This is a genomic window from Butyricimonas synergistica DSM 23225 (assembly GCF_000379665.1).
GTDB classification, from domain to species: domain Bacteria; phylum Bacteroidota; class Bacteroidia; order Bacteroidales; family Marinifilaceae; genus Butyricimonas; species Butyricimonas synergistica.
The window spans coordinates 21,278-45,773 of the sequence record NZ_KB903372.1; the positions used below are offsets into that span (position 1 = coordinate 21,278).

Genomic DNA, 24,496 nt, shown 5'->3' on the forward strand with positions numbered 1-24,496 from the left:
GCCATTTTAGAAAAATAAATCTTCCACCACGTCTATTTTTCTGAGTATTTTTGGAAATGTTATGATGACAGTGGTCGAATATATTTGTTTTATTTATTTTTTAATACCCGTTTTCTCCGCAATCACTTGCGGATTTTTAATGATTTTGTCGTGTCGCGATAGCCAATCCCAAGGCGAAATACACGTCAAACGTGTCATGTCGTGGTATTTCCTGTCGGCATCCATATCATGGTTCTGCATATTTGCATACCTTCATCTTTCCGAGATATTTATCTATATAAACTCCTTTTGTTACCTGACCTTTCTGCTCATTCAAGTACTCTTCTACCATCTCTTTTACATTCTGACCCGGATCGACGAACAGGATCGGTTTTCCTCCTGCCATTACGTCCTGCCCGTGGTCATGAGTTGTATCTTGTTGATTTGGTCATTTTTCATCCCTCTCGATGTTCAATTAGCGATAGTCAAGGGGAAAGGAGCCTCCCTCCCACCCGGGTATGAATCTTACGCCCGATTCTTCCTCTCGAAACCTCTCGCACGTTTACTTTTTGGAATAGTCTATGCCACATTAACCTTCATCAGGTTACGGAAATACCACAAAATGATGCATCTTCAGGTAAATTCACGTTCAAAACTCCATGCATCAATCACGATCATCATCGGGTTGACGTTATCCTCACTTCTATGTTCATTTATCGGGAGCTGTTTTTCCCGGGAAACAGCACTTCACTCCCCTGTCATGCTATTCGCAGTTACCGTCATCATATGCCAGCATCTCGTTCTCACGTATTACGTCATTCAAAGGCAATCTCTCTTTTACACCATCATGCAAGGAAAAGGCGAGGGAAATCACGTTCACGCGAAGAACAAACAACATCACTCCCGCTCGAGCAAAATACCGGAGATACTGACTCAAAAAACGTTCGAAACCTATATCAAAAAGTACAAACCGTATCTCGACCCGGATTTCAAGATCACCGATCTTGTCGAGGAGTTAGGAATCAACCGTACCTACATCTCACGTTTTATCAATGAAACTTACAAGGTCAATTTCAACCGGTACATCAACCGATGCAGGCTACTCGAACTGGAACGACTGGCAAAATTGCCTTCCAACTTGAAAATAAAACCTTACCGGTTAGCCTCCAAAGCGGGATTCAGGGACGGGAAACATTACCTCCGGGCACAGAAAAACGAACAAACACAACAAGAATGAAGGACTCTCATTACATATTACAATTAACCGCCCTATCGGGTCCCATGTTCTCGGCATGGGTATGCTCGGCGTTATGCTTCATGCACTATTATCAAACTCGCCACACGCGCCAGGGAAGACTTTCCGGGCTATTGGGCTACACTTTCATTTTCGGAGCCCTCTGCTGGTACGGTGCCGTGCTGTACATCTCCAATTACAAATTATTCGTCTACTTCAACCCGTTTTTCTTCCTCATACTCATGCTGGATCAGGTTCTACTATACAAATTCGTTTACACGATAACCCACACGAAACAACGCCGGAGATTCAAGCGGATACATTACATCATTCCTCTCGCGATCACGCTATTCATCGGGGTCTGGTCTGTCACGATCCCCTTTGAAATGAAATATCGGCTCGTGGCGAGCCGAGGAATCATCCACCCGGAATACCCCGTATTTCCCCTATTCTTCTCCTCGTCGACCTTTGTATTTTGCATATACAACATACTCTACTCCATCTTGGCCTTCCGCCGGGCTAACGAGTATCGCCGGGAAGTAATCAACTACTCTGCCGACACAGAAAAGACATCCGTCAGATGGATCTATTCCCTCATTGCCCTAATTATCATCATCATTCCCATCCCCCTTGCCACCATTTTCTATCCCAGGAATATCGTGTTTGGCTCCCCGCTTATCATCTTGGGAACATTACCGGCACTTATCCAACACGGGCTACTCACCTACAACCTCATCTCCGGGAATTACGTAATTATAGAACCCTCGACCGGAGAAGAATCAAAACCGATCATAACGGCAAAACTAGACCGCAAAAAATTTGAGAAATACATCCGGGAGAAGAAACCGTATCTCGACCCGAAACTGAAAATCACGGATATGTGCCTCGACTTCGGCACCAACCGAAGCTATCTATCGGCTTTTATCAATCAAGAATACAGGATGAATTTCAGCCGGTACATCAATCGACTCCGGCTCGAAGAACTGCAACACCTGCGTATCAACCCCACTCACAAAAACGACAACACGATAGACCTCATCCTACACGCCGGGTTCAGCAGCTACCGCAGCTACGTCCGGGTGAAACAAACAGAAAATTCCCATACCATTCTGATAAGAGCATGATTCACTCTTTTAACAAATATCTCACGAAATGCGACCACATCTTGCGATGATAGAATTCTTTCGCCGGTCCCATAAAACCGTGCTTCTGCCCCGGCAAAACGACCAACTCGAAATCTTTCTTAGCGTTAATCAAGGCACTCGCCAGGCGCAACGTGTTCGCCGGATTCACGGTATCATCCGCATCTCCCGTGACCAACATCAGGTGTCCTTTCAGATTCTTCACCAGTTCCAGATTCGTCGGCACGTTAAATTCAAAACTCACGCTATCGCCCTTCCGGATCTCTTTTATCCCGTGATGAATCTCACTCCACCCATAATCAAAAATCGTGTTATCATGATTACCCGAGGAAGCAACTGCCGCCGTGTAGAAATCGGGATAAGTACAAATGGCGGCTACCGACATAGCCCCTCCCCCGGAATGCCCGTATATGCCTACCCGGGAACCATCAATAAACGGGTAACGGGTAATGAGTTGTTCCAATCCGTGTTTATTATCCGCCAAAGGATAATCCCGCAAATTACCGTAACCGAAGGCATGATAATCCCGTCCCCGGTAGGGACTGCCTCCCCGGTTGCCAAAACAAACCACCACAAAGCCAAGTTGAGCCAGTTGGGACGCTCCCGACAATGAGGAAAATTCAAAATCAAGAGGTATATATTCCGTCCAGGGACCCGGATACACGTACGCGATAACGGGATACCGCCTCGTGGAATCGAAATCCATCGGTTTCCACATCACCCCGTACAAATCGGTTTGCTCATCCGCAGCCTTCACCGTGAAACACTCCGGCTCCCGCCATCCCTCCCGGTACAAGTCACTCAAATCGGGATCCTCCAACCGGAACAACAACTTCCCTTTGCAATCCCGCACCACGTTCACCGGAGCCTGATCCGGACGGGAATACGAATCCACGAAATAACGTCCCGAGGGTGAAAACACCATTTTATGATTTCCTTCCTCGGGCGTCAATATCCTTACATCCCCCTTGCCGTCCAAATCTGCCCGGCACAACCGGGCATAATAAGGATTGCCGTCCTTCACTTGCCCGTGTCCCTCGAAATACAACATCCGCCTCACGGTATCGATCCTCACGATTCTACCGGAAGTCCACTCGCCCGAAGTCACCTGATTCTTCAAATTCCCCCGGCTGTCATACAAGTAATAATTTCCCCAACCGGAGCGTTCCGACCACCATAATATTTCCGAAGCATCATTCAAATAAGCGATAGAATACAATTCATCGTTCAAATACGGGTCGCTCCTTTCGTGAATGACCACACGCACCTCTCCCGTTTCCGTGTCAACCGCACATATTTCCAACTCCTCCCGGGTACGTTTCTTCCGCTGGATAAAAAGCTGGTCGGAACTCTTCCCCGCGTAAGACAACCACAACAATTGGTCTTTCCATTTCTCCATTTTCACCCTTACCTGCTTCCCGGCGGTAACATCAAATACAGATGCTTCATACTGGGGCACATATTCGTCTCCCGCCAATGCGCATTTATAAGCCCGTACCGTAGGGCGTCTTCCCCATATCGAAATCAAAGGCAATTCCTCCACGTTACGCATATCCTCCCGAATCACGTACATCTTCTTGGAATCACCGAACCATTCCGCCCGGGTATCCTGCACGCCCATATCCCGGTCATTCCGCCCGTAGGAATAATAACGTTCCCCGTCTGTTGTCATTCGTGTTTCCACTGAATCCTTCACCCGCATCACGTAAAGGTCATGTCGCTTCACGTATGCCACGTACGTGCTGTCCGGTGAATACTTACCGAACAAACGAGCCGGTTTCTTGGATAAAACCTTCGGGGAAGCCTGCTTCACCTCTTCGAGCCTATTCCCTCTCACATCATACCGAAATACCAGCCTCCCGAACTTAAAGGAAAACACCTTATCTCCCCGCTCGAAAACAAAATCACGCAACGCCAGCTTCCGGGCATCCACGTCAGTTCCGGTAAGCGAACTCAACTTGCGAGCCAGCACCTCCCGGTCAAAAAGCTCCCGCTTAACCTTCCTTTCGGGGTCCACGTAATAATAACGAATCCCGTCACCTGTCACGAAAGAATACCAGAACCGGTCGCTCCCGTTTATAAAATGAGGAGAAACTATCAACGTCCCCACCAGCTTCCCGAATTTCATATTCGTGAAGCGTTCCACCTGCTCGAAATTCGCTTTTTGCCCTTGCACCCCCAAAGTCAGCAACAACAAGGACAACAATATGTATCTTTTTCTCCTCATTTTACTCCAGTTCATTTCTTTTCTTTCAACGCATTTTCTATCGCTTTCAACATCTTCTCAAAAGCCCCGGGCATATAGTCCGGTCCGTGATACACGATTTTTCCTTTTCGGTTCACCACGAAATAACGCGGTATGCCTTCCCCGAAAAACTGCGAAGCAATCTTCTTCCCCTCGTCCATTCCTATGGGAAACTTAAACCCGAAACGCTCTTTAAATTTCTTTACATCCTCTTCATCCTTATACTTCACCACGATCGGTATAACCACCAAATCCTGCCCCTTGAAGCGTTCAAAAATCTCTTTATCAAACTTCTTCAGCCCCGCAATGCAGGGACCGCATTGCGTTCCCACGAAATCAATCAACACCACCTTCCCTTTCAATTTTTTCATCTTCATGATCTTCCCGTCCGTCATCTTCACCTCGAACATCGGGACATCATGCCCGCTCCAAAGTTTAAAACCATACTTCTCGGGATAAACATCTATTTGTGCATATGCAAAACTAATACTCCCGAACAACACGCTTAAAATCAAAATTAACTGTTTCATCATCATTTATTTTTTATATCCATCAATAATTCTTCTGTCACAGGAGGTAAACAAATCGAATTGTTGCACGCTTGATAAGTCGTCGTACACGTGATACGTCCTCCTTGTCCTTCCACGACAATCGGTTGTTTAAAAACGACCGTCCCTTCATAAATCCGCACCTTCTCGTCCGCCTCATACACCTTTCCCTCCGGGGCTATCAATCCGCCACGGGCACGGACACCCTCCGGATACCGGAACTCCACCTTCGTCAACACATAAGCTCCTGCTTCACCCGACACGGAATAAATATGGAATCCCGGTTCCATCTTAAAAGTAAGCATCAAGGTATCATTCGTACCTGCTAGGGCTACCGCCACGGGATTTTCCTGACATACTCCTCCCACGGAAGAAAGCAACGGCATTGCAACGCCAGCAGCCACCCCGCATTCTAAGAATTTATACCCGCATGACTCCGTGAACTGCAATTGACCCCGTACCCGGTTCAACCACTCTGTCCACTCCGCCACGGTCGCAAATTCCTTCAACGTGTAACGGCGCAGCAAACGCTCCCCCATCTCCCGCTCACGGGCATTTCCCTTCAGCAGCTCCACTCCTTTATCCAGCACCCGGACATCACCCACGGGGATCCCCAACTCTTTCAAATCCGTATCCACGGAGAAAGAAAAATCACCCTTGCCTCCATAAAAATAATCCATATTCTCTTCCAAAAAGTACCGGTATTCCTTCAAGTCCTTTATCCCGAACTTATTCGCCTCCCGCCTCATATACTTTTCTTCAAAAGCCTCCCGCTCCATCAACACCCTCGATTGAGGCCAAGCCTGTGCAATCAAATCCCCCGGCACATCCTTACGGGCGGCATTCAACTCGTCCACTTCCCGCTTCAACGCCATCAACTTCTCGTTATACTCTTTTGAATTCCGAAGGTAAGCATCATACGTTTTTTCATCGTACAAATCCAATTGCTTCCGCATCTTTTCCCGAGTCACCCAGCCGTTCATGTACTTACGGGCAACCGGGACTTGTCCCCCGAATCGTTGAATATAGCATACGGCATTCACGAAAACCTTTTTTGCCGCCTCCGTCATATAATCCGGATCTGCCGCAAATCCCCACATGAAGAAATTACCATGCCGCCCGATAGCTACGGCATCCCGAGCCTTATCACTCACGCCGCCCGTGATACGCTCCGCGTCAGGCGTATCCTCGAATCCATCCCCGTGAGCCACCAACCCCTGCCGATACCTTTTTCTCTCTCCTTCACGGTATCCCTCGATTTGCACCCTCCACGTGTCCATCACGCCGGGAGTCGTCACCCCCTCCACCCCGGACATGGCCGAAGAAGTCGTAAGCCTTCTCTCGTATTGCAAATCCACAGCTACCGGTTCATGGAATATCGGGTGAGTCGTATCCAAATCATAAGCATGAGCATCTAGGCAACGACAAAACCAGTTCAACTTCAACCCGATAGCAGCCCCCAGTATTCCGGCTTTATCCCCCACGAATAAAGTCGGTTTACTATAAGAATCCGAAAAATAGCGGGCTGAGAACAATTCTTTCGTATCCACGACATTGGCAGACCTCTTTCCCCCACTCTTTTCTCCCGGGACAATAGGTTCCGGCACGGCATCAAAAATAACCACGTCATAATCCGTTGTCATCTCCTCCCGGTAATCCCGGGCATCCACCGTCCCGACCTCTGTAAAATACGATTTCAATAGTTTTTCAAAAGAAGGCATACGTCCCCGCATATCCTCCTCGTAGCGGCACTCCGCAATACCCGCACCGTGAGCGAAATTCCTCGGCGGCAATTCCCTGCCCGGATCCGTCCCGACATACAGGACGCGGAGTTTCTGCTTATGGTCTGTATTCTGGTGGCACCCCTCGACCGCCAGAAATAACACAACAGACACCAAACATAAAACAATTCCTTTCATCACGGTTATTTTTTAAGCTTAGCAGCCAGACTTCTAAAGTATGCCCCTTCTCCGGCATCCGGGTGTGATTTTCCTAATTGTTCCAATTTTTCCTTCATCTCTCGGGTATGCATTACCATCACCATACTATATTCATCGGATTTCGGCTTTCCCTGCACCTCCCTCATACCCTCGACCATGCCTTTCACGTAAGAATATTGCATATTTTTCCGATGAACGCTTGTCACTCCCGAAACCTTATAATCATTAAAAATCATCCTGTCAAGATCAGCGAAGAACTCCTTCACCGTGTAAGCGTCCTTCCCATCAGCAGCTTCCCCCCGGAACAATATCTCGATACTCTCCTCACCCAATTTCTCTTTCAGCCACGAATCAGCAAATCGTCTTAACATCTCCCCGGCGGTCAACCAACCATTTTTCACGCTAAGCTCACTATCATACCACGTTGGAACACCTGCAAACAAGTAACGATTCAAAAACTCCATCGCCTCCTTTTGTTCCTTGCGGGATACATAAGACACAGGGCGTTCGTCACTCCCTTTCATCACGGGAGCGGTATACCGCCCGCCGATCAATCCTCCGACATTCTTCAAATAATCATTATACAAGGAATGTACCTGGCTATACATACCCTTCAACTCTTCCCACGACTCCCCGTCTGTTTTAGCTGTAATCTCTTCTAACCTCGGGTACATCCTCTCCAAATTTTTCATTCCCAATTCGACCACAACAACACGATCCTTCCCCAAATCGCCCCGGGTCCCCAGGGGATCTGCCTTGTCATATCCTCTATACCGCAAAACTTTAGCATTCCTTACAGATTGACACAACTGATCCAACACCTTCTTGTCCTGCTCCGGGTCAGGCGTAGCGGAATATTGCTTATACCCCCACGTAATAGCCCAACGGTCATAGGAACCGACACGGGGAATCAAATCCTTCACATTCACCCCGTCACCCGGCTGCACGGCATAATTAAAAGGCAATTCGTCCGTCACGGAAACGGTATAACCATTCTCTGCAAGCCATTTCGGATCTCTCATCTGTTTTGCCGTAAAAGCCATACTGGCGGCATAATTGGGAAGTAATCCAAAAACTTTCGCCACCTCCGAAGACACCCTATAACGCAATATATCCATCGCCAAAGCTTCGCAAGCCCGATCATTCACGATTCGCTCGTCAACCATCCCGCATTGCAACAGATAATTTGCCATTTCACTTTGTATAAAATAGTACGATATATTCAAACGGCATTTCAGGATTTCACCCGTTCTCGGATGCGCTAAAATTGAAGAACTCACGCCTCCGTTAGTGGGTGAACAAGTCACAACAGCATCAGCTAAAGCCAAATCGACCGTTTGATCCGCATCCTTCACCTGCAAGGCATTCTTAAACCCCGCCTGTTCAAAAGCCGCTTGCCACGCTAAAATACCTTCCCGTATTGCCAGACGGAAACGTTCCGGCACCTCCGGAGAGATATAAAACACGAGTGGTTTCTCCGGTTCCACCAGCTGATTGCGCTCCACGAGAGCCTGATCTTCCGGGGCTACAGAAAAATTCCATTTATATATCAACGATATTTTTTCCACTCCCTGCGGATTCTTCCCGTAATCCAAGTAACTCAACGTCCGGTACCCTACCCTCGGATCCGCGTAACGCACAGCCATCGACTTCTCCGGCAATACCCGGATAATACACGCCATCTCGATCGGGGTTATTCCCTCTCTCCCCGGCACGCCCATGAATCCCGGCTTTGAAAACGAGTGTACTCGCACGACAGAAAACTTCATTCCGTCCTCCAACTTCTCCACTCCCGTGATCTCGCATTTAGCAGCATCCATCGCACCTCTCTCGGCGTTACCAAACCATTCTGCGCTTGTCTTTACCAATGTCGTGACATCAATAATCGGACTTTTCCCATCCGCCCCGTATGCCACGATATTATACAAAAAATCTACTGGTTCCAGCACCCGTTCCGACATCAGTTTATACATCCCCGAAGTCGTATCGGACACCCGTTCCCCCAGTATGCCTTTCGACAAAGACACCCGATATCCCGGCTCCACGTTAAACACGGCGACCCCCACTCCTTCCGTCAAAGTATAAGATAACCCCGTGCCGCGTACCACACATCCAGATAAAAACATCTCCCGTCCCAGCATCTTAACGGGAATCTCCAGATAGTACTTATCCCCCGTCTGGTAAACAGGCAAAATTCCATCCGTTTTCTCTACCCCCGCTTTATTAAAAGCCGTAAACGCCATCGGTTCTTTTCCTTGTGCGAAAACGCCAACCGACAATACTAACAATACAATACTTATCAAATATCTTTTCATAACCAATCACTTAATCGTAAATCATAAATCTAAAATTCAACAAGGCTCTCCCAGTAAGCTTTCATCAAATAATCCTTACTCTTTCCCGCCGCTTTTCGGGCATCCACCTTCACTCTCTCCTGCTGTTCAAAAATCAAAGAAGTAATAGCCGGATAATCCACGAAAGTACGCTCCATAACCTTCCCCAAATTTTTCAGATACATACGTTGCAACTCCCTACGACAGGGATCCACGGGTTTATTATTCAGCGCTTCCGTGAAAATCATCCCGTACAAATCATCCATATACTCCCGCAAACGATAAGTATCAGCCGCTTTCCCTTCATCATCAGAAATATTCAGGAAAGCCCCGACCAGTTTCTCGCACATCATCCCGTACAACATTCGCATGACCCTCACCTTGTTCATTTTAGCAACATCCGTCAACCGATCCTCGAACAACCATTCCGGGGCATGAAAAAAATGCTTGTCCAGAAAAGCCAAAGCCTCTTTCTGTTGCTCCCTGCTGACGGGAACCACCAATCCGCTTCCTTCCGAACGCAATTTATCATACGTGAAACGTCCCCCGACATTATTCACCACATGAGTGATATATTTCAGATACTGGTCACACAATCCCTTGTACATCTCCGCCTGTACCGAACCGAAAGTATCATCGCCATTCGTCCAAGCCTCCATGTTCTTAGCGATCCGCTTTAAATTCTCGATCCCCAATTCATTTGCTTTCATATTATTATCTCCCAAATCCTCACTTTGCATACGAGGATCACTAGGATTGTATTCGGTACCGAAAACCCGCCGGTCATTCTCGTTTCTCTGCCGGGTCGTCCACGCCTGCAAATACTCCTGCTCCTCCCGCTCGTCCTTCATATCCGGAAAATACCGGTATCCCCACTCGATGGCAAACAGATCATATTCCCCCATCCGCGGCACCATATCATCTAAAGCAATCCCGTCCCCCGGTTGTGCCGCGTAATTAAATCGGGCATAATCCATAATCGATGCCGTATGCCCGTGTGCTTTCACGTAGTCTTTATCCCGAATCTGCTCGATCGTGTACGTCGTACTGCTGTAAAAATTATGACGCAAACCTAAGGCATGACCCACTTCATGAGAAACAAGGTATCTCGCCAGTCTTCCCATCACCTCCTCCGGGAAAGGGAAACAATGAACCCGCTCGTCGACGGCACCCGCTTGTGCGAAATACCATTTTTGCAACAATTCCTGCACGCAATGGAACACGGAAATACGGGCACTCAAAATCTCTCCCGTCCTCGGGTCATTTGCTTGCAACCCGAGCGCATTTCCTATCGGGGATAACTTGTAAGAAATCACCGAATGACGGGCGTCTTCCGGCAGAAAATTCGGGTCTTCTTCTGGACGGGGCATACGTTTCGCCATGATCGCATTCTTGAATCCCGCCCGCTCGAATGCTTTTTCCCAATCCTTCACCCCGGCAATCAGCTGTGGGATCATAAATTCAGGAATATCATAATCAATATAAAAAACGATCGGTTTCCGGGGCTCCACCAATTCACCTCGCTTATATTTCTCCATATCTTCCGGACGGGGTTCTATCCTCCAGCGACAAGCGTACGAAGCCTCTTTCGTACTCAATAGATTCCCGTACTCCGTCCCCTTTACCGCAAAATATCCGACCCGCTTGTCCTCGTATCTCGGTCGCATTTTTTCTTCTGGCAACAAACGCAATGACACCGCCAACTCCCACACAGTCGGATTCTGCTTCACGTCATTTTTTGATTTACTAAAAGACGACAACTGCGGTGCGGCACCCGCCCCGTAACACTTGATCATCCGAAAAATCACGTTATCCAGAAACACGCTGCACCCCGCAATACTCGCCCTATCCGCCTGGTATCCTCCTAATCCTAGAGTTGACTTCATATCTTTCATTGAAAATACGTTATTATCCGTCATCAAAGCATCGGTCATGTCGATCAACACACTCTCCTTGCCTCTCGCCTTCACGTCGAACTCCATCGTAACCGACCTTTTCTCCACCGCACGCCTCAAGCGATAAATTTCGCTCGTCGTGTCCTTCATCCATCTACCCCCTTCCGGTTCCACCAAACACACTTTACTCTCACCCTCCTGCACGAAACGAATCAAGCGACTTGACAACGGGTCTCCCGCATACCCCAGCAACTGGGTAGAAGCCCTCTCGTTCTGTGCCGACCCCTTCGCCAACACCTGCATCGCCAGAATATCCCGCCCGAGCAACGCTCTCGGGATCTCCACGAAATACCGCCCTTCCTGCACGTGCACGTTAAACATCCCCTTGTAACTCCGTGCGGTAGGTTTCACGAACTTTTCAATAGCAACCGCATCTTTCGTTTCCGGCAAAGAAGCCTCTTGCTTTTTCTGCTGCTTCATTTGCCCGGAACCCTCCGCCATACATACGCCCAAACAGCATACGCTCAACCCGATTATCCTCAAAATTTTTTTCATACTATACGTGATTTAGATACAACAAACTCCCTAAGCACCGGAAATCCCGGTACTCCCAAACAAAACATACAAGCAGGGAGCCGAAAAGCCTCTCGGCTCCCTATACAAACAACTATTTTATATCGTACTTATTTTTAAAATCGAAAAGTATACTTTTCATTACCAAATATTTATCGACACATTTGTGGTAACTTCCGTATTTCGCACGGAACTCGGCTTCCGTGTAGGCATATACCGCCGCAATATACATGGTTACATCCACTTCTTTTGTGGGCGTATTTTTATATAGCAATTGCATCGCATTGGAACGAGTCGGTCCGGTAAGTTTCCAATCCAAAAAGCCCAATTCTTTCGGATCTACATGATACAAAGGCTGAGAAATTCCTGTCTGTGTATTAAAATAATATCCTGCTCCATAAAAAGATGCTGTCGCCGTATCAGTTAGCGCATAAAAATCTTCCAATTCGTCAGGGAACAAATTGGTAATCTCTCCCGCCAGATTCGTCCCCAAGATCATTCCTGCCCAATAAGATTTTTCATCGGCACTCATATCCAAGATGTCAGCCAATTTACCCACGGTAATACCAAACATACTCTTGTATGCGTAATCAGGTCGGTAATTAGGAGCCCGTCCTGCTGTTGCACTCCAACCGTACGTGGTTGTAGAAAGCGTGTCAACCAACAAAAAAGCATAAGGTCGATACACACCCTTTTGGGGTAAATTAGGAATCACCTTCTCTCTCATCACACGAGTAGCCTCCACCATAGCGTTCGTATCGGCAGACAAAGCAATAGCCGTAGCATAATGGGACGCAACGTTATATCCAGTAGCAAAAATTTCATAATAATAACGCGGGTTGCCATATGCGTCAACCCCTTGTTCCACTTTCGCAATCGTATCGTTTACATAAATCGGAACACCCGTTTCCTGGTATATCTGATACGCCAACTCGTTGAAACGTCCCGTTTTATTCTGGATCGCGAACAAATCCACATCCTTACCCGAGGGATTCAGGTCATCCTCACTCTGGCAGCCTGCCAAAAAGAATGATAACAAAATTCCATATATAAATAAAAATCTTTTCATCTCTCAATTTCTATTAGATTAAAATACTCCGAACTACAATAATGGAATCGGTCTGTCCGGACGCTCTTCATTATCCACCATATTCCCCTTGTTAAAGTCTATCTCGTACGTCGGGATCGGCATAACCCAAGCAGCATCCTCTCCATACGCTTTCAAGACCACATTATCCATCAACACGCCTTCCCCGACAGCGGGACCGTATAATTTATGAGTAATCTCCTTAGCCTCCGGATACTTCATGCAAACAGCATAACGGCGCAAATCAAACCAACGATGACTCTCGAAACACAATTCTCTCCGGCGCTCTTCCCGAATAAAATCCACCAACTCTTTCCCGCTCAACCCGGTCACCACACTCGGGATCTTACCATCCTGAAAACGATTCACAAGTATTGTTTTTAATGTTTCAACGGCATCCGCCCGATCCAGCATGGCTTCCGCCTCCGCTTTATTTAGATATGCTTCAACGGTACGAATAACGAAACTATCGAACACTTTAATATCCTTTGCAAAAGAGCTGTTTTTACGGGAAAAACGGTAAGATTTATTTTTAACAGCAGGAGTAAAATAACAGGTATCGCGCAAATCCCGAAGCTGCCCCGGCTCGTTGTACTTATGAAACAAAGCCCATAACTCGTCCGACACCCGATAGCGTCCCGCATCGCTATTATCATTCGTCAGCAAATTCATCGCATTCGTCCCTTGCGTGAATAAAACTTCAGGCGAATCCGCGGAGTTTATATAATTCGCTTTTGTATATGCCGAAGTTGAAGTTTCTGCTATATTCGTCGCATCAAAATCATTCAAATCCCACAAGGGACATCCCAAAGCGATCGCTCTCTCACTCTCGACTAGAGCTAACTCCCACTCACCCATGTACAAGTACACCCGGCTCAACAAGATACGAGCAGCCGTACTGTTCACGCGATAAATGGTAGATTGCTGTATACCTTCTAAATGCAGACTCGCATTCTTCAAATCTTTCACGATCTGCTCGTACACATCTGCCACCTTATCCCGGCTGAAATACTTAGACTCTATTTTCTCAGTCACGTTCAGGGGTACACCCAAATCATCGTTCGCCGTAGCCTTCACGTAAGGCTTCGCGTACATATTCACCAATAAATAATAACACGCTCCCCGCAAGAACTCTGCTTCACCTTGCACCCGGTTCCGGGTTTCTTCCGGATCATCTGAAAATTCTTTCACCTGAGCTATAATGACATTCAAATAGCCTATATGCTCGTAAAGCTTTTTCCAGGTCGGATCATCAAAAGGATTCCCTTTCTCATCCTGAAAAGGAGTCTGCTGCCAGGCATAAAAAGGACGCAGCCCATACAATGCCGATCCCGTACCGAACATCCCGAACCCGAACTCTTCCAAATCATCATCCATAACCTGCAACCAAGGGTAATAAAGCGTGGCATTCTTAAGAGATGCTAAACCGAACCTTGAAGATTTACTCTCCGATTTGAAATAACCGTTGCCGATCAACACCTCATCCAAATCCTTACACGAATGCGCGTAAGTCAACTCCTTGGAATATTCTTTCAGGAAATCTCCACAGGCACTTAAAAACAAGCACCCCGTAACTACTAAAAATAAATTTAATATCTTCATCTTCATAACTATTAGAAAGTAAGATTCAATTGAAAAGAATATTGCGGGCGGATAGACAGATTCACCAAATCCGAAGTCCCGGACTGTGACGGGTCTTGTCCTTTCAGTTTTTTGCTGCAAAACGTGTACAAATTAGTACCCGTCACGCTCACGTAGGCGGACTTCAGCAACAACCTGTGACACAATCGTTCGGGGATATTATACCGCAACGATACATTCTGCACCCGCAAATAATCACCGGAAACAACACGCAAATCCGAATTATCATACATCTTCCATATATTCTCCGCAAACTTATTCACGCTCAATTTCTGAAACCACTCACCATTATTAACCGTTTTGCTATACTCATCGGCATTAAGGAATCCAGGTATGGTTGTATTCCGCTCGTCCCCGGGTGATCTCCAACGGTTCACAAACTCCCTCCGCATATTCGTCTCCGGTCCGGGGGCTAAAGAATTCGTGTTTCCATACATCTTCATCAACCGGATTTTCGCTCCGATACTGTAAGCCAGATTCACACTTAACCCGAGATTCCGCCAACCGAAATAATTTCGGATACCTCCTTGCAAGAAAGGTTCGCGACAACCGGAACGAGTCAACACCCGCGAATAGACCTCCTCTTGGGTCATCCCCTCGAACACGTCTCTGGCATTCATTTCCTGCCCATCCACCATGACCGTTTCCTCTGTCCCGTAAAACATAGGGCGGCCGTCTGTCGAGCTCAACCCCTTGAACCGGTAAGAATAAAATGTATTCACGGGACGTCCCGCAATTTGTACCGATCCGTCCAGATAATTCTTGTAATCGATCTCATCCTGCAACACCTTATCTTTCGACTTCAATTTATCAATCAACTGATTAAACACCGAACCGAAATTAGGATCAAAACGCCAGACAAAACCACGGGATGTCCCGTTCACGGAAGCAATCGTATTAATCGGCACGAAATTCAACGTCAACTCGTATCCTTGATTCGTCAACGTCCCCTTGTTCACCGTGTACTTTCCGACTCCATTCACGAATGAAACCGTCTTGCTCATAAAGGCATCCGAAGTATGCCGGTAATAATACCCGACCGAACCGTTCAGCTTGTTATTGAAAAAAGAGAACTCGACATCAAGATTAAACGTGGAGGTTTTCTCCCACTTCAAATCCGGGTTAGGATACTGCTTTATCGTTGAATAATACTCGTTAAAATACTCGTTCGTGGTTCCTTTTTGAATCACCAGCTTCGGGGAATCCTGTGCAGACATATTCCCCTGCCACCCGTACGACAGTTTCAATGCCAAAGTATTTACCCAATTCGAGTTTTTCAGGACGTTCTCGTGCAAGTTCCACCGTCCGGATACCGACCAGATGGGCAACAACCGCTCGTTGCTGGCATCCCCGAATTTATTGGAACCATCGATACGCATATTGGCATTCAGAATATAAGAATCCTTGTAACTATACGATGCCGTCAGGATCAAACCGACCTTCCGCGTCAGATTGTCTTTCAACGTTCCGCGGGCATCGTCCGACTCCATCCACGTGTAATACTTCGGATAACGCAGCTTCTTGAAAGTGGTCGTCCCGATATTCACCAATTCAATCGGTATTTTATCGAAAAACAATCCCCGGTCCGGGATATACCCCCGGTGCACGATTCTCGATCCCCCGTATTTAGCGGAACTCACTTCCCCAATCGCGGATGCCGTGATCTGATGCTCGTCATTTTTATCCAGAAAACGAGTAAACGTCAATTGTCCCCGCAGATTGTAATTCTCGTTCTTCGTGTTGTCCAAACGTAACTCCCCGCCAGTCACCAATTCCGTCTGATCTTCATTAATTCCTCCTGTTATCAAAGAGAATTTCCGCAATCTGGCAGCATACCACGTATCTGCCCCAAAATAGGTTTCCTTATCCGTGTGAGAAGTATTATATGAAAATTGTACATCAGCTTTCAAAGAGGGCAGAATCCGGTATCCCAAAGCCATGGTCAGATTCAACTGATCCGTTTCGATACGGTCATAGGTATTATCCCGTTCATTGATAATACTAAACGGTTGGTCATAATTCTTACTATCATTTCCCTCGTGACGCTGGTAGAACCACAAGTCTCCCGCCTCGTCATAAGCCCGCACCGTCCGGCTCGTGTTATACGCGTAACCCATCAGGTTCACCTCCGAAGGCGTGTATTCCTTCTTCTGCATATTCCCGCTCATCGAAAATTGCATGGTGAACTTGTCATAATTCACGTTAATCTTCGCCATACCCGTGTAGCGATCGTTACTCTCTTTCCGGATATTGCCGTTCTCGTTACTATATCCTATTGAAGTATAATACCTGATATGATCCGTACCCCCGGAAAGACTCAAAGAATGATTGTGTGAAAAACTATTTTGCAATAAAATCCCGAACCAATCCGTGTTACAGGTTTCCATATCAGCCACCCGCCGGGTAAACTCGTCGTGATCGATCACCCCATTGTAAAGATCTTGGGCTGCCGCTTCATAACCGACCCAACTATTTAAACTTCCGATCTTCAATCGCCTGTCGATAAGCTCTCGGGACACATCGATCCGTTCCATCGAATTCATCACGTTCACCGCCTTATCCGTGTAATGCGGACGACGGCGATACGTGCCACTCACCGAATAAGAAACCGAGGGAGCCCCAATCTTTCCCTTTTTCGTCGTGATCACGATCACCCCGTTAGAAGCCTGCGGTCCGTAAATAGCCGTGGCAGAAGCATCCTTCAACACGTCGATCTGGTCGATATCGTCCGGGTTCAAACCCGAGATAGCGTTACCCAACAAATTCACGAAATCAAGATCGTTAATCTGCGCGGGATCGACATTCACCGGATCGGTCAAAATCACCCCGTCCAACACCCACAACGGTGCGGTGGAACCCAAAATCGTTGTCGTACCCCGAATTTTCAACTTCGGGGCAGCACCCACCTGACCGGAATTCTGCATGAAAATCATCCCCGGAACGTTCCCTTCCAACATCTGGTCAATCGTGCTCACGCCCGCTTGCATAATATCATCCATCTTCAACGAGGTCACCGAACTCGTCAAATGCCTTTTATCCACGTTATAATACCCCGTCGAGATCACGTTTACCTCGTTCAGCTCCGTGGCATCCTCTTCCAGTTTCACGTCCATCGGTTCAGTTCCCTTCACCGGAACCTCCAAACGCTTCATCCCGATAAACGAAAACACCAGTACCGTGTTATCCCCTTCCGAGGCAAGAAATTTGAAATTACCGTTCACGTCGGTTGCTGTACCCACGGTAGTACCCTTCAGCAATACAGCGACTCCCGGAAGAGGTTCGCCAAACTTATCCGTCACTTTTCCCGACAGCAACACTTTTTTCGCCTCGAACTTCTCCGGGACTTTCTTTTTGATCACGATCGACCCCATCTCGAACTTGTACTCGAAAGGCGTACCCGCGAACAATTTCGTCAAGGCGGAATCCACCGTCACATCCTTCACCTTTAGCGTCACGCTCTTCATCTCCTTCAATTGATCCGCATTATACACGAAATTCAATTTCGTCTGTTCCTTGATTCGTTTAAACACGACCTGCACGTCAACACCCGTCACGTCGATCGTCACTTTCTGGTTCTGTGCCGAGGCTACAAAAGGTAACCCGAACAACATCACCGCCATGAATCCCCACCTGCCTAACAGTAGTTTTCCCTTTTCAAAGCATAAAAAACCCGAAAAAGCAAACGACTTTCTGATTTTTTTCATAGATTTGTTGATTAATATTAAACATTATGGATGTACACACAACATCCGTTATCAAACCGTAAGCCGCGTCAACAGCTTACGGTTTTATTTTGAATCACTTACCGTGACCACGTTACCCTTTAGATTAAAACACACGGTGGCGGTTTCCCCTATCAAATGAAGAACATCCGCCACGTCAGTAAATCGAGCGGTCACGCCCGTAAATCGTTTTCCCTTCACGCTGTCATTCACGTAAAAGACCTGCAAGTCATACCAGCGGCACAAACGATTCATGATCTCCTCTATCGCCTCGTTCTCGAACACGAATTCCCCATTCTTCCATGCCGTGTAATAATACGTGTCCACGTCCCGTACCGCCACGTCCTGCCGCTCCGCATCGAACTCCGCCATCTGCTCCGGCTTCAACATCGTTTCCGCCCCCGTCGATTTCACGCGAATCCCCACTCGTCCCTCCACCAGCGTGGTTTGCACCCGTCCGGCGTGGTGCGTGTTCACGTTAAACGACGTCCCGTACACCTTGATCTCCATATCGTCCACGACCACAAAAAAAGGACGCTCGGCATCTTTCTCCACCTCGAAATAAGCCTCCCCCGACAAGAACACCATCCGCCGGTCTTTCCCGAAAGCCACCGGGTAGCGAATCTCCGTGTCGGAATTCAACCACACCCGTGTACCGTCCGACAAGGTCAACGCATACTCCCCGGCACGGGGAACCGTCATTTTATTGTACACCAACTCCTCCGACTCCCGCTTCTCGTACACCAGCGACTTCTGTTCCGCCTTCGCCAAAGTCCCCTCGATACCGGTTTCCACGATACGAGCCGTGTCCAGGAAATACGTCCGCCCGTCGTTCAATTCCAGCACGACACGCCCGCTACCGGGCTGCACCCTCTCGGCAACAACCACTTTCTCCGCCCCCCGGTTCATATTCATCCACATACCAACGGCAATCGCCAACGGCAACATCACCGCCGCCGCGTACCAAACGAATCGTATCTGTTTCCGCCGCATCCGTTTATCCTTCATCTCCCGGGCTTTCCGCATCATCTCGGTCTTCCGTGCCGACAACACACGCCGTTCCAACCCTATCGCCGGATCTGTCACTCCCCCTCGTGCAGCACGTTCGTAAAAATCCCGATGCCGCACGGATCCCTCCAACCACGTTTCCAGCTTCTCCCGCTCCGTCCCGGTCAACTCTCCCCAAAAACTCTTCGAGATGATTTCCCAATCTATATGTTTGCCTGTATCTTTCATCACATTTCTGATTGATTACACTATAAAGACAAACTCCCCCTCCAAAATGTTTACATGAAATTCATTTTTTTTGAAAAAAATCGTATTCTCGAATAAATACGACCTCAGTGCTCCATGAACAACCGCCCCAAAGCGCACAGCACCACCACGTAGTCATAATTGGCAAAAGCCTCCCGCAGCCGTTCCATCCCGCGGTGCAATTGTGCCTTCACGGTATTCTCGTTCATACCGAGCCGTTCGGCAATCTCGCTATACTTGTACCCCTCCCCGAAACGCAGCATACACACCTCCCGGCAACGTTCCGGCAATTCCTCCATCACCTGCCTGATCTTCGCCAGCAACTCCTCGTCCTCCACCATATCCACGTTCTGCGACTCAATATAAGCCTCGGCATATTTCCGGTTATTCCGGTCTTCAATTTGCAGGCTCTTCAAATAATTCAGACACCCGTTGCGCACGGAAGTGAAAAGATAATGCCGAATAGACCCCCTCAACACCAACTGCTCGGCATTCTCCCATATACGCAGAAAAACATCCTGCACGATATCATGTGCCCGATCAGAGTCATAGATATACTTCTCTGCGAAAAGATATAACTTCTCGTAATACAAATCAAAAAGCGTGGCAAGCGCCGCTTCTTTCCGATGTCTTATACCCTCGACAAGATTGTCATACTCCACATCATCCATACATCAGGAGATTATCCATCTGCAAAGATAATGATTCACGCGTAAAATCAAAGCAAAAATCAGATCGGTACAAAAAAAGAGGGGGAAGTGTCCATATCTTCCCCCCGCCGCCGTCTTGAATTGGTTTGGTTGCATTTGGCGGTCGCTGTCTTGCTTGTACAACACCACTCGTACATCACAGACAATCAGATCAAAAAACTATCATTACTAAATATTTTTGAGCATAAAAAAACGCACCCAATCTTAGCCGACACCTCCCACCGCTGGAAACGAAAGAGGATGTAGAACTAAGACGGGTGCGTAAATTTTTATATATACGCACTCCGTCCCCAAAAGATCACCCTTTCGTTTCCAGCGGTGGAGATGATCTTTGGTTTTAGTACATTTAAAGGTTCTAAACTCTACCGAGCGAAATCTCCATCGCTCGTGTGACAAAGGTATAAATAATTTCCAAAAAAGTACAACATGCCTCTAAATACTTTAAATATCGAACATTTTCTGACATTTGTTCCCCTGATTTCCCCGATAAACCGGGATCCTACACTGTTAAGCAATTAAAAGGCGACAATTAGCAGACAAATAGGCGACATTGCCCCTCTCTTCGCCTACTCCTCCGTCAACGACAGAACTTCTCGGAGTATTTTCATCGAAGTGCACACGAGTGAAAAAGTCCCTAAAACAAACGAGAAATTCTCGGATATAAAACTTCTCGTTTTCCCCAGATCAAATAATACAACATTTGTCACACCCCTCCCGCCAATAAATAATCTTCTTCCACGAAAGAAGTTGCACAAAAAGTCTCATTTATCATAGAGAACGATGGCATATCAAAAGTTATTTTTTCACCCACTTCACGGCATCGGCAACAATGATCTGTTTTCTCGGAGGAATTTCCCAGCCCTTCTCTACATACTTGGGATCCGTCTCAAACGTACAACCCCGGTCATCCAAAACAACCGTTGCTTTCATTCCCGCCGGGAAATAATATTTCCCGAGAGAAATCCAACCTTCCATTCTCTCGCTCAGATCAACCACGACTTCCTTACTTTCTTCCCCGTAACTTACCGTGTAGTACAACTCTGCACCTTTCCCGTAGTTCTCCGTGATTCCGGTATTATCTATCGGAATATGATAAAAGAATACCTCGTACTCTCCTTCTTCTGGTAATATTTGATTCCATTCCGCCTTAAGCCGCCCATTACCTGCTAATTTGGCAAAAGCATTGCGTAAAATTCCACCATAAAGCTCTGCCATGATTACCTCTCTCCACCGATTCTCCTCTAGCAACGAGATGCCTTTAAACACAATTTCATCTTTCTTGAAAAAATCAGCCAATTTTCGACGCCCCCCGACAGAATCAATCAAATGGAAACCCTCATCCGTGTTATCCACAATATACTCTCCTTCTTTCGGGAAAAACTCTCCCGGATCAATATCTGTAACGCCGATAGAAAGATCCCGTGCAACTGGACTTTCCCTAAATCTATAATCAGTCGGGTTGAAATGAAAATCGGCAGGTGCATTGTATGACAATCCCGTTGTGATCAAATGCTGGGTTGCAAATGGCTCTATCTCTTTGACTTCCTTGCATTCACCCGGACGAATCAAAAAACTTTTCACGCTTAGCCCTTTATCCGAATAAAATCCATCTTGCCCGATCAAAGATATAACACCATCCACGGAAGAAGGATTATATACTTTAAAACTCACCTTCAAGTGCGGAGCATAGACATCATCCTCCGCTCTCTCGTACCGAATATCCTTTAGTATCAACGAGGACATTCCCCGGCTATCGTACCACTCGTCAAATATCGGTCCAAGATCGACACCGGACAATTCCTCAAATCCTGATCGAAACACCTCGAAATCACAAGTACGCCCTCTCGCTTGCCTGTAAAAATCTTCCATGAATCTATATAGCACAGTCCAGTCCACATACAAAGCAATTTTACCCTGCAATTGTATCAATTTCGCGGTAAGGTATCGCATTGAAACCCTTGCCAGGCTCGAATCTTCCAATGATTTTTTCGGACTATGCTTATCAAAATATTCCACCATCTCCAAATGGCTATCATCGCTAAATTCATAATCAAAACGACTATTTAACCGCATAAGAGATTCCATTACAACATTAATAGCAAGATAGACCGTAGAGGATACATAATTCGAAAACTCCCCGGCTTGTTTGGATACGTCAAACAAGCCCCCGCTCAATCCCCCGAAAAAAGAACTCGTGATATGAGGCTCCCGACGCATCTCAATCACTTGATTGTCCATATGAACGATGTTAGAAGAATAATATAATTTCTGATGAGTTATAGAAAGAAACTGAGATTCAGTCCCTCGTTCCGGGATAAAAATCATTTCCGGCTGCGAATAACTGGAACCCGCTACCCACCAGCGGGAATGCGTGGTAAAAGACACGGGTATTTCCACGAAAGCTAAACGCTCAAAAGGATATTTCCGACGGATATGTGCTTCTTCCACCCACCTCTTTGTCCGAATCAGTTGCACCTCCTTTGCCTCGTCGCCCTCTACCTTCTCCCAATCATCGTATTCCTTTATCAAATACTCGCTCTCCGGGAAATAATAAATCTCGAACTCCACGCTATCAATCGTCATTGAACATCGCAAGTAATTTCCAATCGCGAGCGAGAGTCCCGTGTGACGTTGCGCCGGAGTGTGTGAAATCCGATCTCCCTCCCGAACAGCCTTTCCCTGCGAAATCACGGTTTGCCCCCCGGCATTGTGCACGTTCAACCTGCAATCTATAAAATGTACTTCCCGAACGAAAGCGATTTCCAGGTTCAAAGGAGGCACCGTCACAGGATACCATAAACATTCAGGATGAAGGAACGTGAACTCCGGCGAACAATACGCCAATTGCCGCCCTGTCCGAAGTATTTTTCCCATCGAACTTTTCGTCTGATAAAAATCACTGGATGGAATATCAAGATAACAAACCCGATCATCAATCTCGCCTTCGTACTCCACAAATAATCGTACGCTATCTCCCGCTACCAAGGGATACTTCACCTTTAGCACCTGACCATCCCGTTCCGAAGCGACGGCTTCCCCTTCCACATCCAATCGTTTCACACGTAAACCCGGATTCAAGAAAAACAACAAAGTTTCCAAATCTTGCCCCGTGCCGTTTTTCAACATCAAACGACTCGTTGCACGGTATCCGTCAGGTAAAACAAAATAATCGATATGATGCTCCGAAACCGTCGCATGAAGTTCTTTTGCATGGCGAGCGTATAATGCCCGATACTTCTCTCTTGTGCTTTCCGACTCCGTAAATATCCGTGAGAATCCAGCCATCAACAACAATCCTATCAAACAAGAGCATATTCCTCCCCATACACAAGCACGACCGGGTCGCCTCGCGTTGGGCAAACGAGGCATACTCCACACCGATAAACAAATCAACCCAATACCTATCAACAAATATCCCATCCTGTGCGGCAGATATTCCGCCAAGCCCACGTGTCCCACATATCCAGAAAACACGTTTGGAATTACACGTCCCCAAGGATCAAACACCCCGTGTCCGATCTCCGACAAGAAGAAATAGGTCAACAACAGATACCCCAGCAGCAGAAGCAACGCCAAAAAATGAATCTTCACCACTCGCATCGCGAACAAGGACAATCCCAAAACAAATACTAACGTGGGTAATGTCAATGTCAAAAGATAGAAAACATTAATCCACAAACTCAACGCCCCTTGATAAAACAACGCTTGAAAAAGAGCGGCAATCAACAACACGACCACGTTCAGTACCAATATCAATCTAACGATTGCCCCAACATATCCCATTGTCCGTTCCCCGTTTCCTGCCGGATAAACATCAATAACTTCCATCGCATCACGCTTTTCCCATGCACGGACAAAACTATACACGACAAAGACTACAATCAATGCCTGTAACAGATTAAAATAATAGGATACCATATAAGGTATTGAAGAATCAAGCGCAACATCTGCCCACAAGTGATAAATCAGTTTAGGAAACAACAAATAAATCGTAATTCCAACAGCAATAAACACGAAAATCCGCCACAATATACCCCGACTAATCATTCGGGACTCGTAGCGGGCAATATTCCTGATCTCTCGAAAACCCATATTATTTCATTTTAAATGACACACACGTGTAATGTGCCCCTTTCGGGGTTAGAAATTCCCAACAATGAATAGAATACTTGAATCTTCATTTAGTACTATCC

The 24,496-nt window shown here is 46.9% G+C and carries 13 protein-coding genes; 2 read left to right on the forward strand and 11 right to left on the reverse strand.

Going from position 1 to position 24,496, the window contains the following annotated elements; all coding sequences use genetic code 11:
* Positions 1 to 139: 139 nt before the first annotated feature.
* Both A3CY_RS23075 and A3CY_RS0117975 read left to right on the forward strand, forming a co-directional pair.
* A complete protein-coding gene (locus A3CY_RS23075; protein WP_155828470.1) occupies positions 140 to 1,216 on the forward strand; it encodes a hypothetical protein in 1,077 nt (358 codons plus the stop codon).
* Entirely contained in the window at positions 1,213 to 2,337 is a 1,125-nt protein-coding gene (locus A3CY_RS0117975) for a helix-turn-helix transcriptional regulator (RefSeq protein WP_018339339.1), read from the forward strand. Before A3CY_RS23075 ends, A3CY_RS0117975 begins: the two co-directional genes overlap by 4 nt.
* A 1-nt stretch (position 2,338) precedes the next feature.
* On the opposite strand, the gene A3CY_RS0117980 is transcribed toward A3CY_RS0117975, so the two are convergent.
* The 11 genes from A3CY_RS0117980 to A3CY_RS0118035 form a co-directional block, all read right to left on the reverse strand.
* Positions 2,339 to 4,582 (reverse strand): S9 family peptidase, encoded by a 2,244-nt coding sequence (locus A3CY_RS0117980; protein WP_040372034.1) that lies wholly within the window; start codon positions 4,580 to 4,582, stop codon positions 2,339 to 2,341.
* 11 nt (positions 4,583 to 4,593) lie between these two features.
* Positions 4,594 to 5,130, reverse strand: a complete 537-nt coding sequence (locus A3CY_RS0117985; RefSeq protein ID WP_026207845.1) for a peroxiredoxin family protein — start codon at positions 5,128 to 5,130, stop codon at positions 4,594 to 4,596.
* A gap of 2 nt (positions 5,131 to 5,132) precedes the next feature.
* The gene (locus tag A3CY_RS0117990; RefSeq protein WP_018339342.1) at positions 5,133 to 7,067 is read right to left on the reverse strand and encodes a protein-disulfide reductase DsbD N-terminal domain-containing protein; all 1,935 of its coding nucleotides are present in this window, start codon (positions 7,065 to 7,067) and stop codon (positions 5,133 to 5,135) included.
* 5 nt (positions 7,068 to 7,072) lie between these two features.
* The gene (locus A3CY_RS0117995) at positions 7,073 to 9,403 is read right to left on the reverse strand and encodes a zinc-dependent metalloprotease (protein ID WP_026207846.1); all 2,331 of its coding nucleotides are present in this window, start codon (positions 9,401 to 9,403) and stop codon (positions 7,073 to 7,075) included.
* 29 nt (positions 9,404 to 9,432) lie between these two features.
* Positions 9,433 to 11,871 carry a zinc-dependent metalloprotease gene (locus tag A3CY_RS21560; protein WP_018339344.1) on the reverse strand — a complete coding sequence of 813 codons (2,439 nt, stop codon included), beginning with the start codon at positions 11,869 to 11,871 and terminating at the stop codon, positions 9,433 to 9,435.
* A gap of 112 nt (positions 11,872 to 11,983) precedes the next feature.
* Positions 11,984 to 12,958, reverse strand: coding sequence for a hypothetical protein (locus A3CY_RS0118005; RefSeq protein ID WP_018339345.1), 975 nt, complete (start codon positions 12,956 to 12,958; stop codon positions 11,984 to 11,986).
* 33 nt (positions 12,959 to 12,991) lie between these two features.
* Positions 12,992 to 14,578: a RagB/SusD family nutrient uptake outer membrane protein gene (locus tag A3CY_RS0118010; protein WP_026207847.1), complete on the reverse strand. Its 1,587-nt coding sequence runs from the start codon at positions 14,576 to 14,578 to the stop codon at positions 12,992 to 12,994.
* Positions 14,579 to 14,589: 11 nt separating this feature from the next.
* Positions 14,590 to 18,321, reverse strand: coding sequence for a SusC/RagA family TonB-linked outer membrane protein (locus A3CY_RS0118015; RefSeq protein ID WP_018339347.1), 3,732 nt, complete (start codon positions 18,319 to 18,321; stop codon positions 14,590 to 14,592).
* A gap of 84 nt (positions 18,322 to 18,405) precedes the next feature.
* A complete protein-coding gene (locus A3CY_RS21565) occupies positions 18,406 to 19,575 on the reverse strand; it encodes a FecR family protein (RefSeq protein ID WP_018339348.1) in 1,170 nt (389 codons plus the stop codon).
* A gap of 104 nt (positions 19,576 to 19,679) precedes the next feature.
* Entirely contained in the window at positions 19,680 to 20,264 is a 585-nt protein-coding gene (locus tag A3CY_RS21570) for an RNA polymerase sigma-70 factor (protein ID WP_018339349.1), read from the reverse strand.
* 834 nt (positions 20,265 to 21,098) lie between these two features.
* Positions 21,099 to 24,395, reverse strand: coding sequence for a golvesin C-terminal-like domain-containing protein (locus A3CY_RS0118035; RefSeq protein ID WP_018339350.1), 3,297 nt, complete (start codon positions 24,393 to 24,395; stop codon positions 21,099 to 21,101).
* Positions 24,396 to 24,496 lie beyond the last annotated feature (101 nt).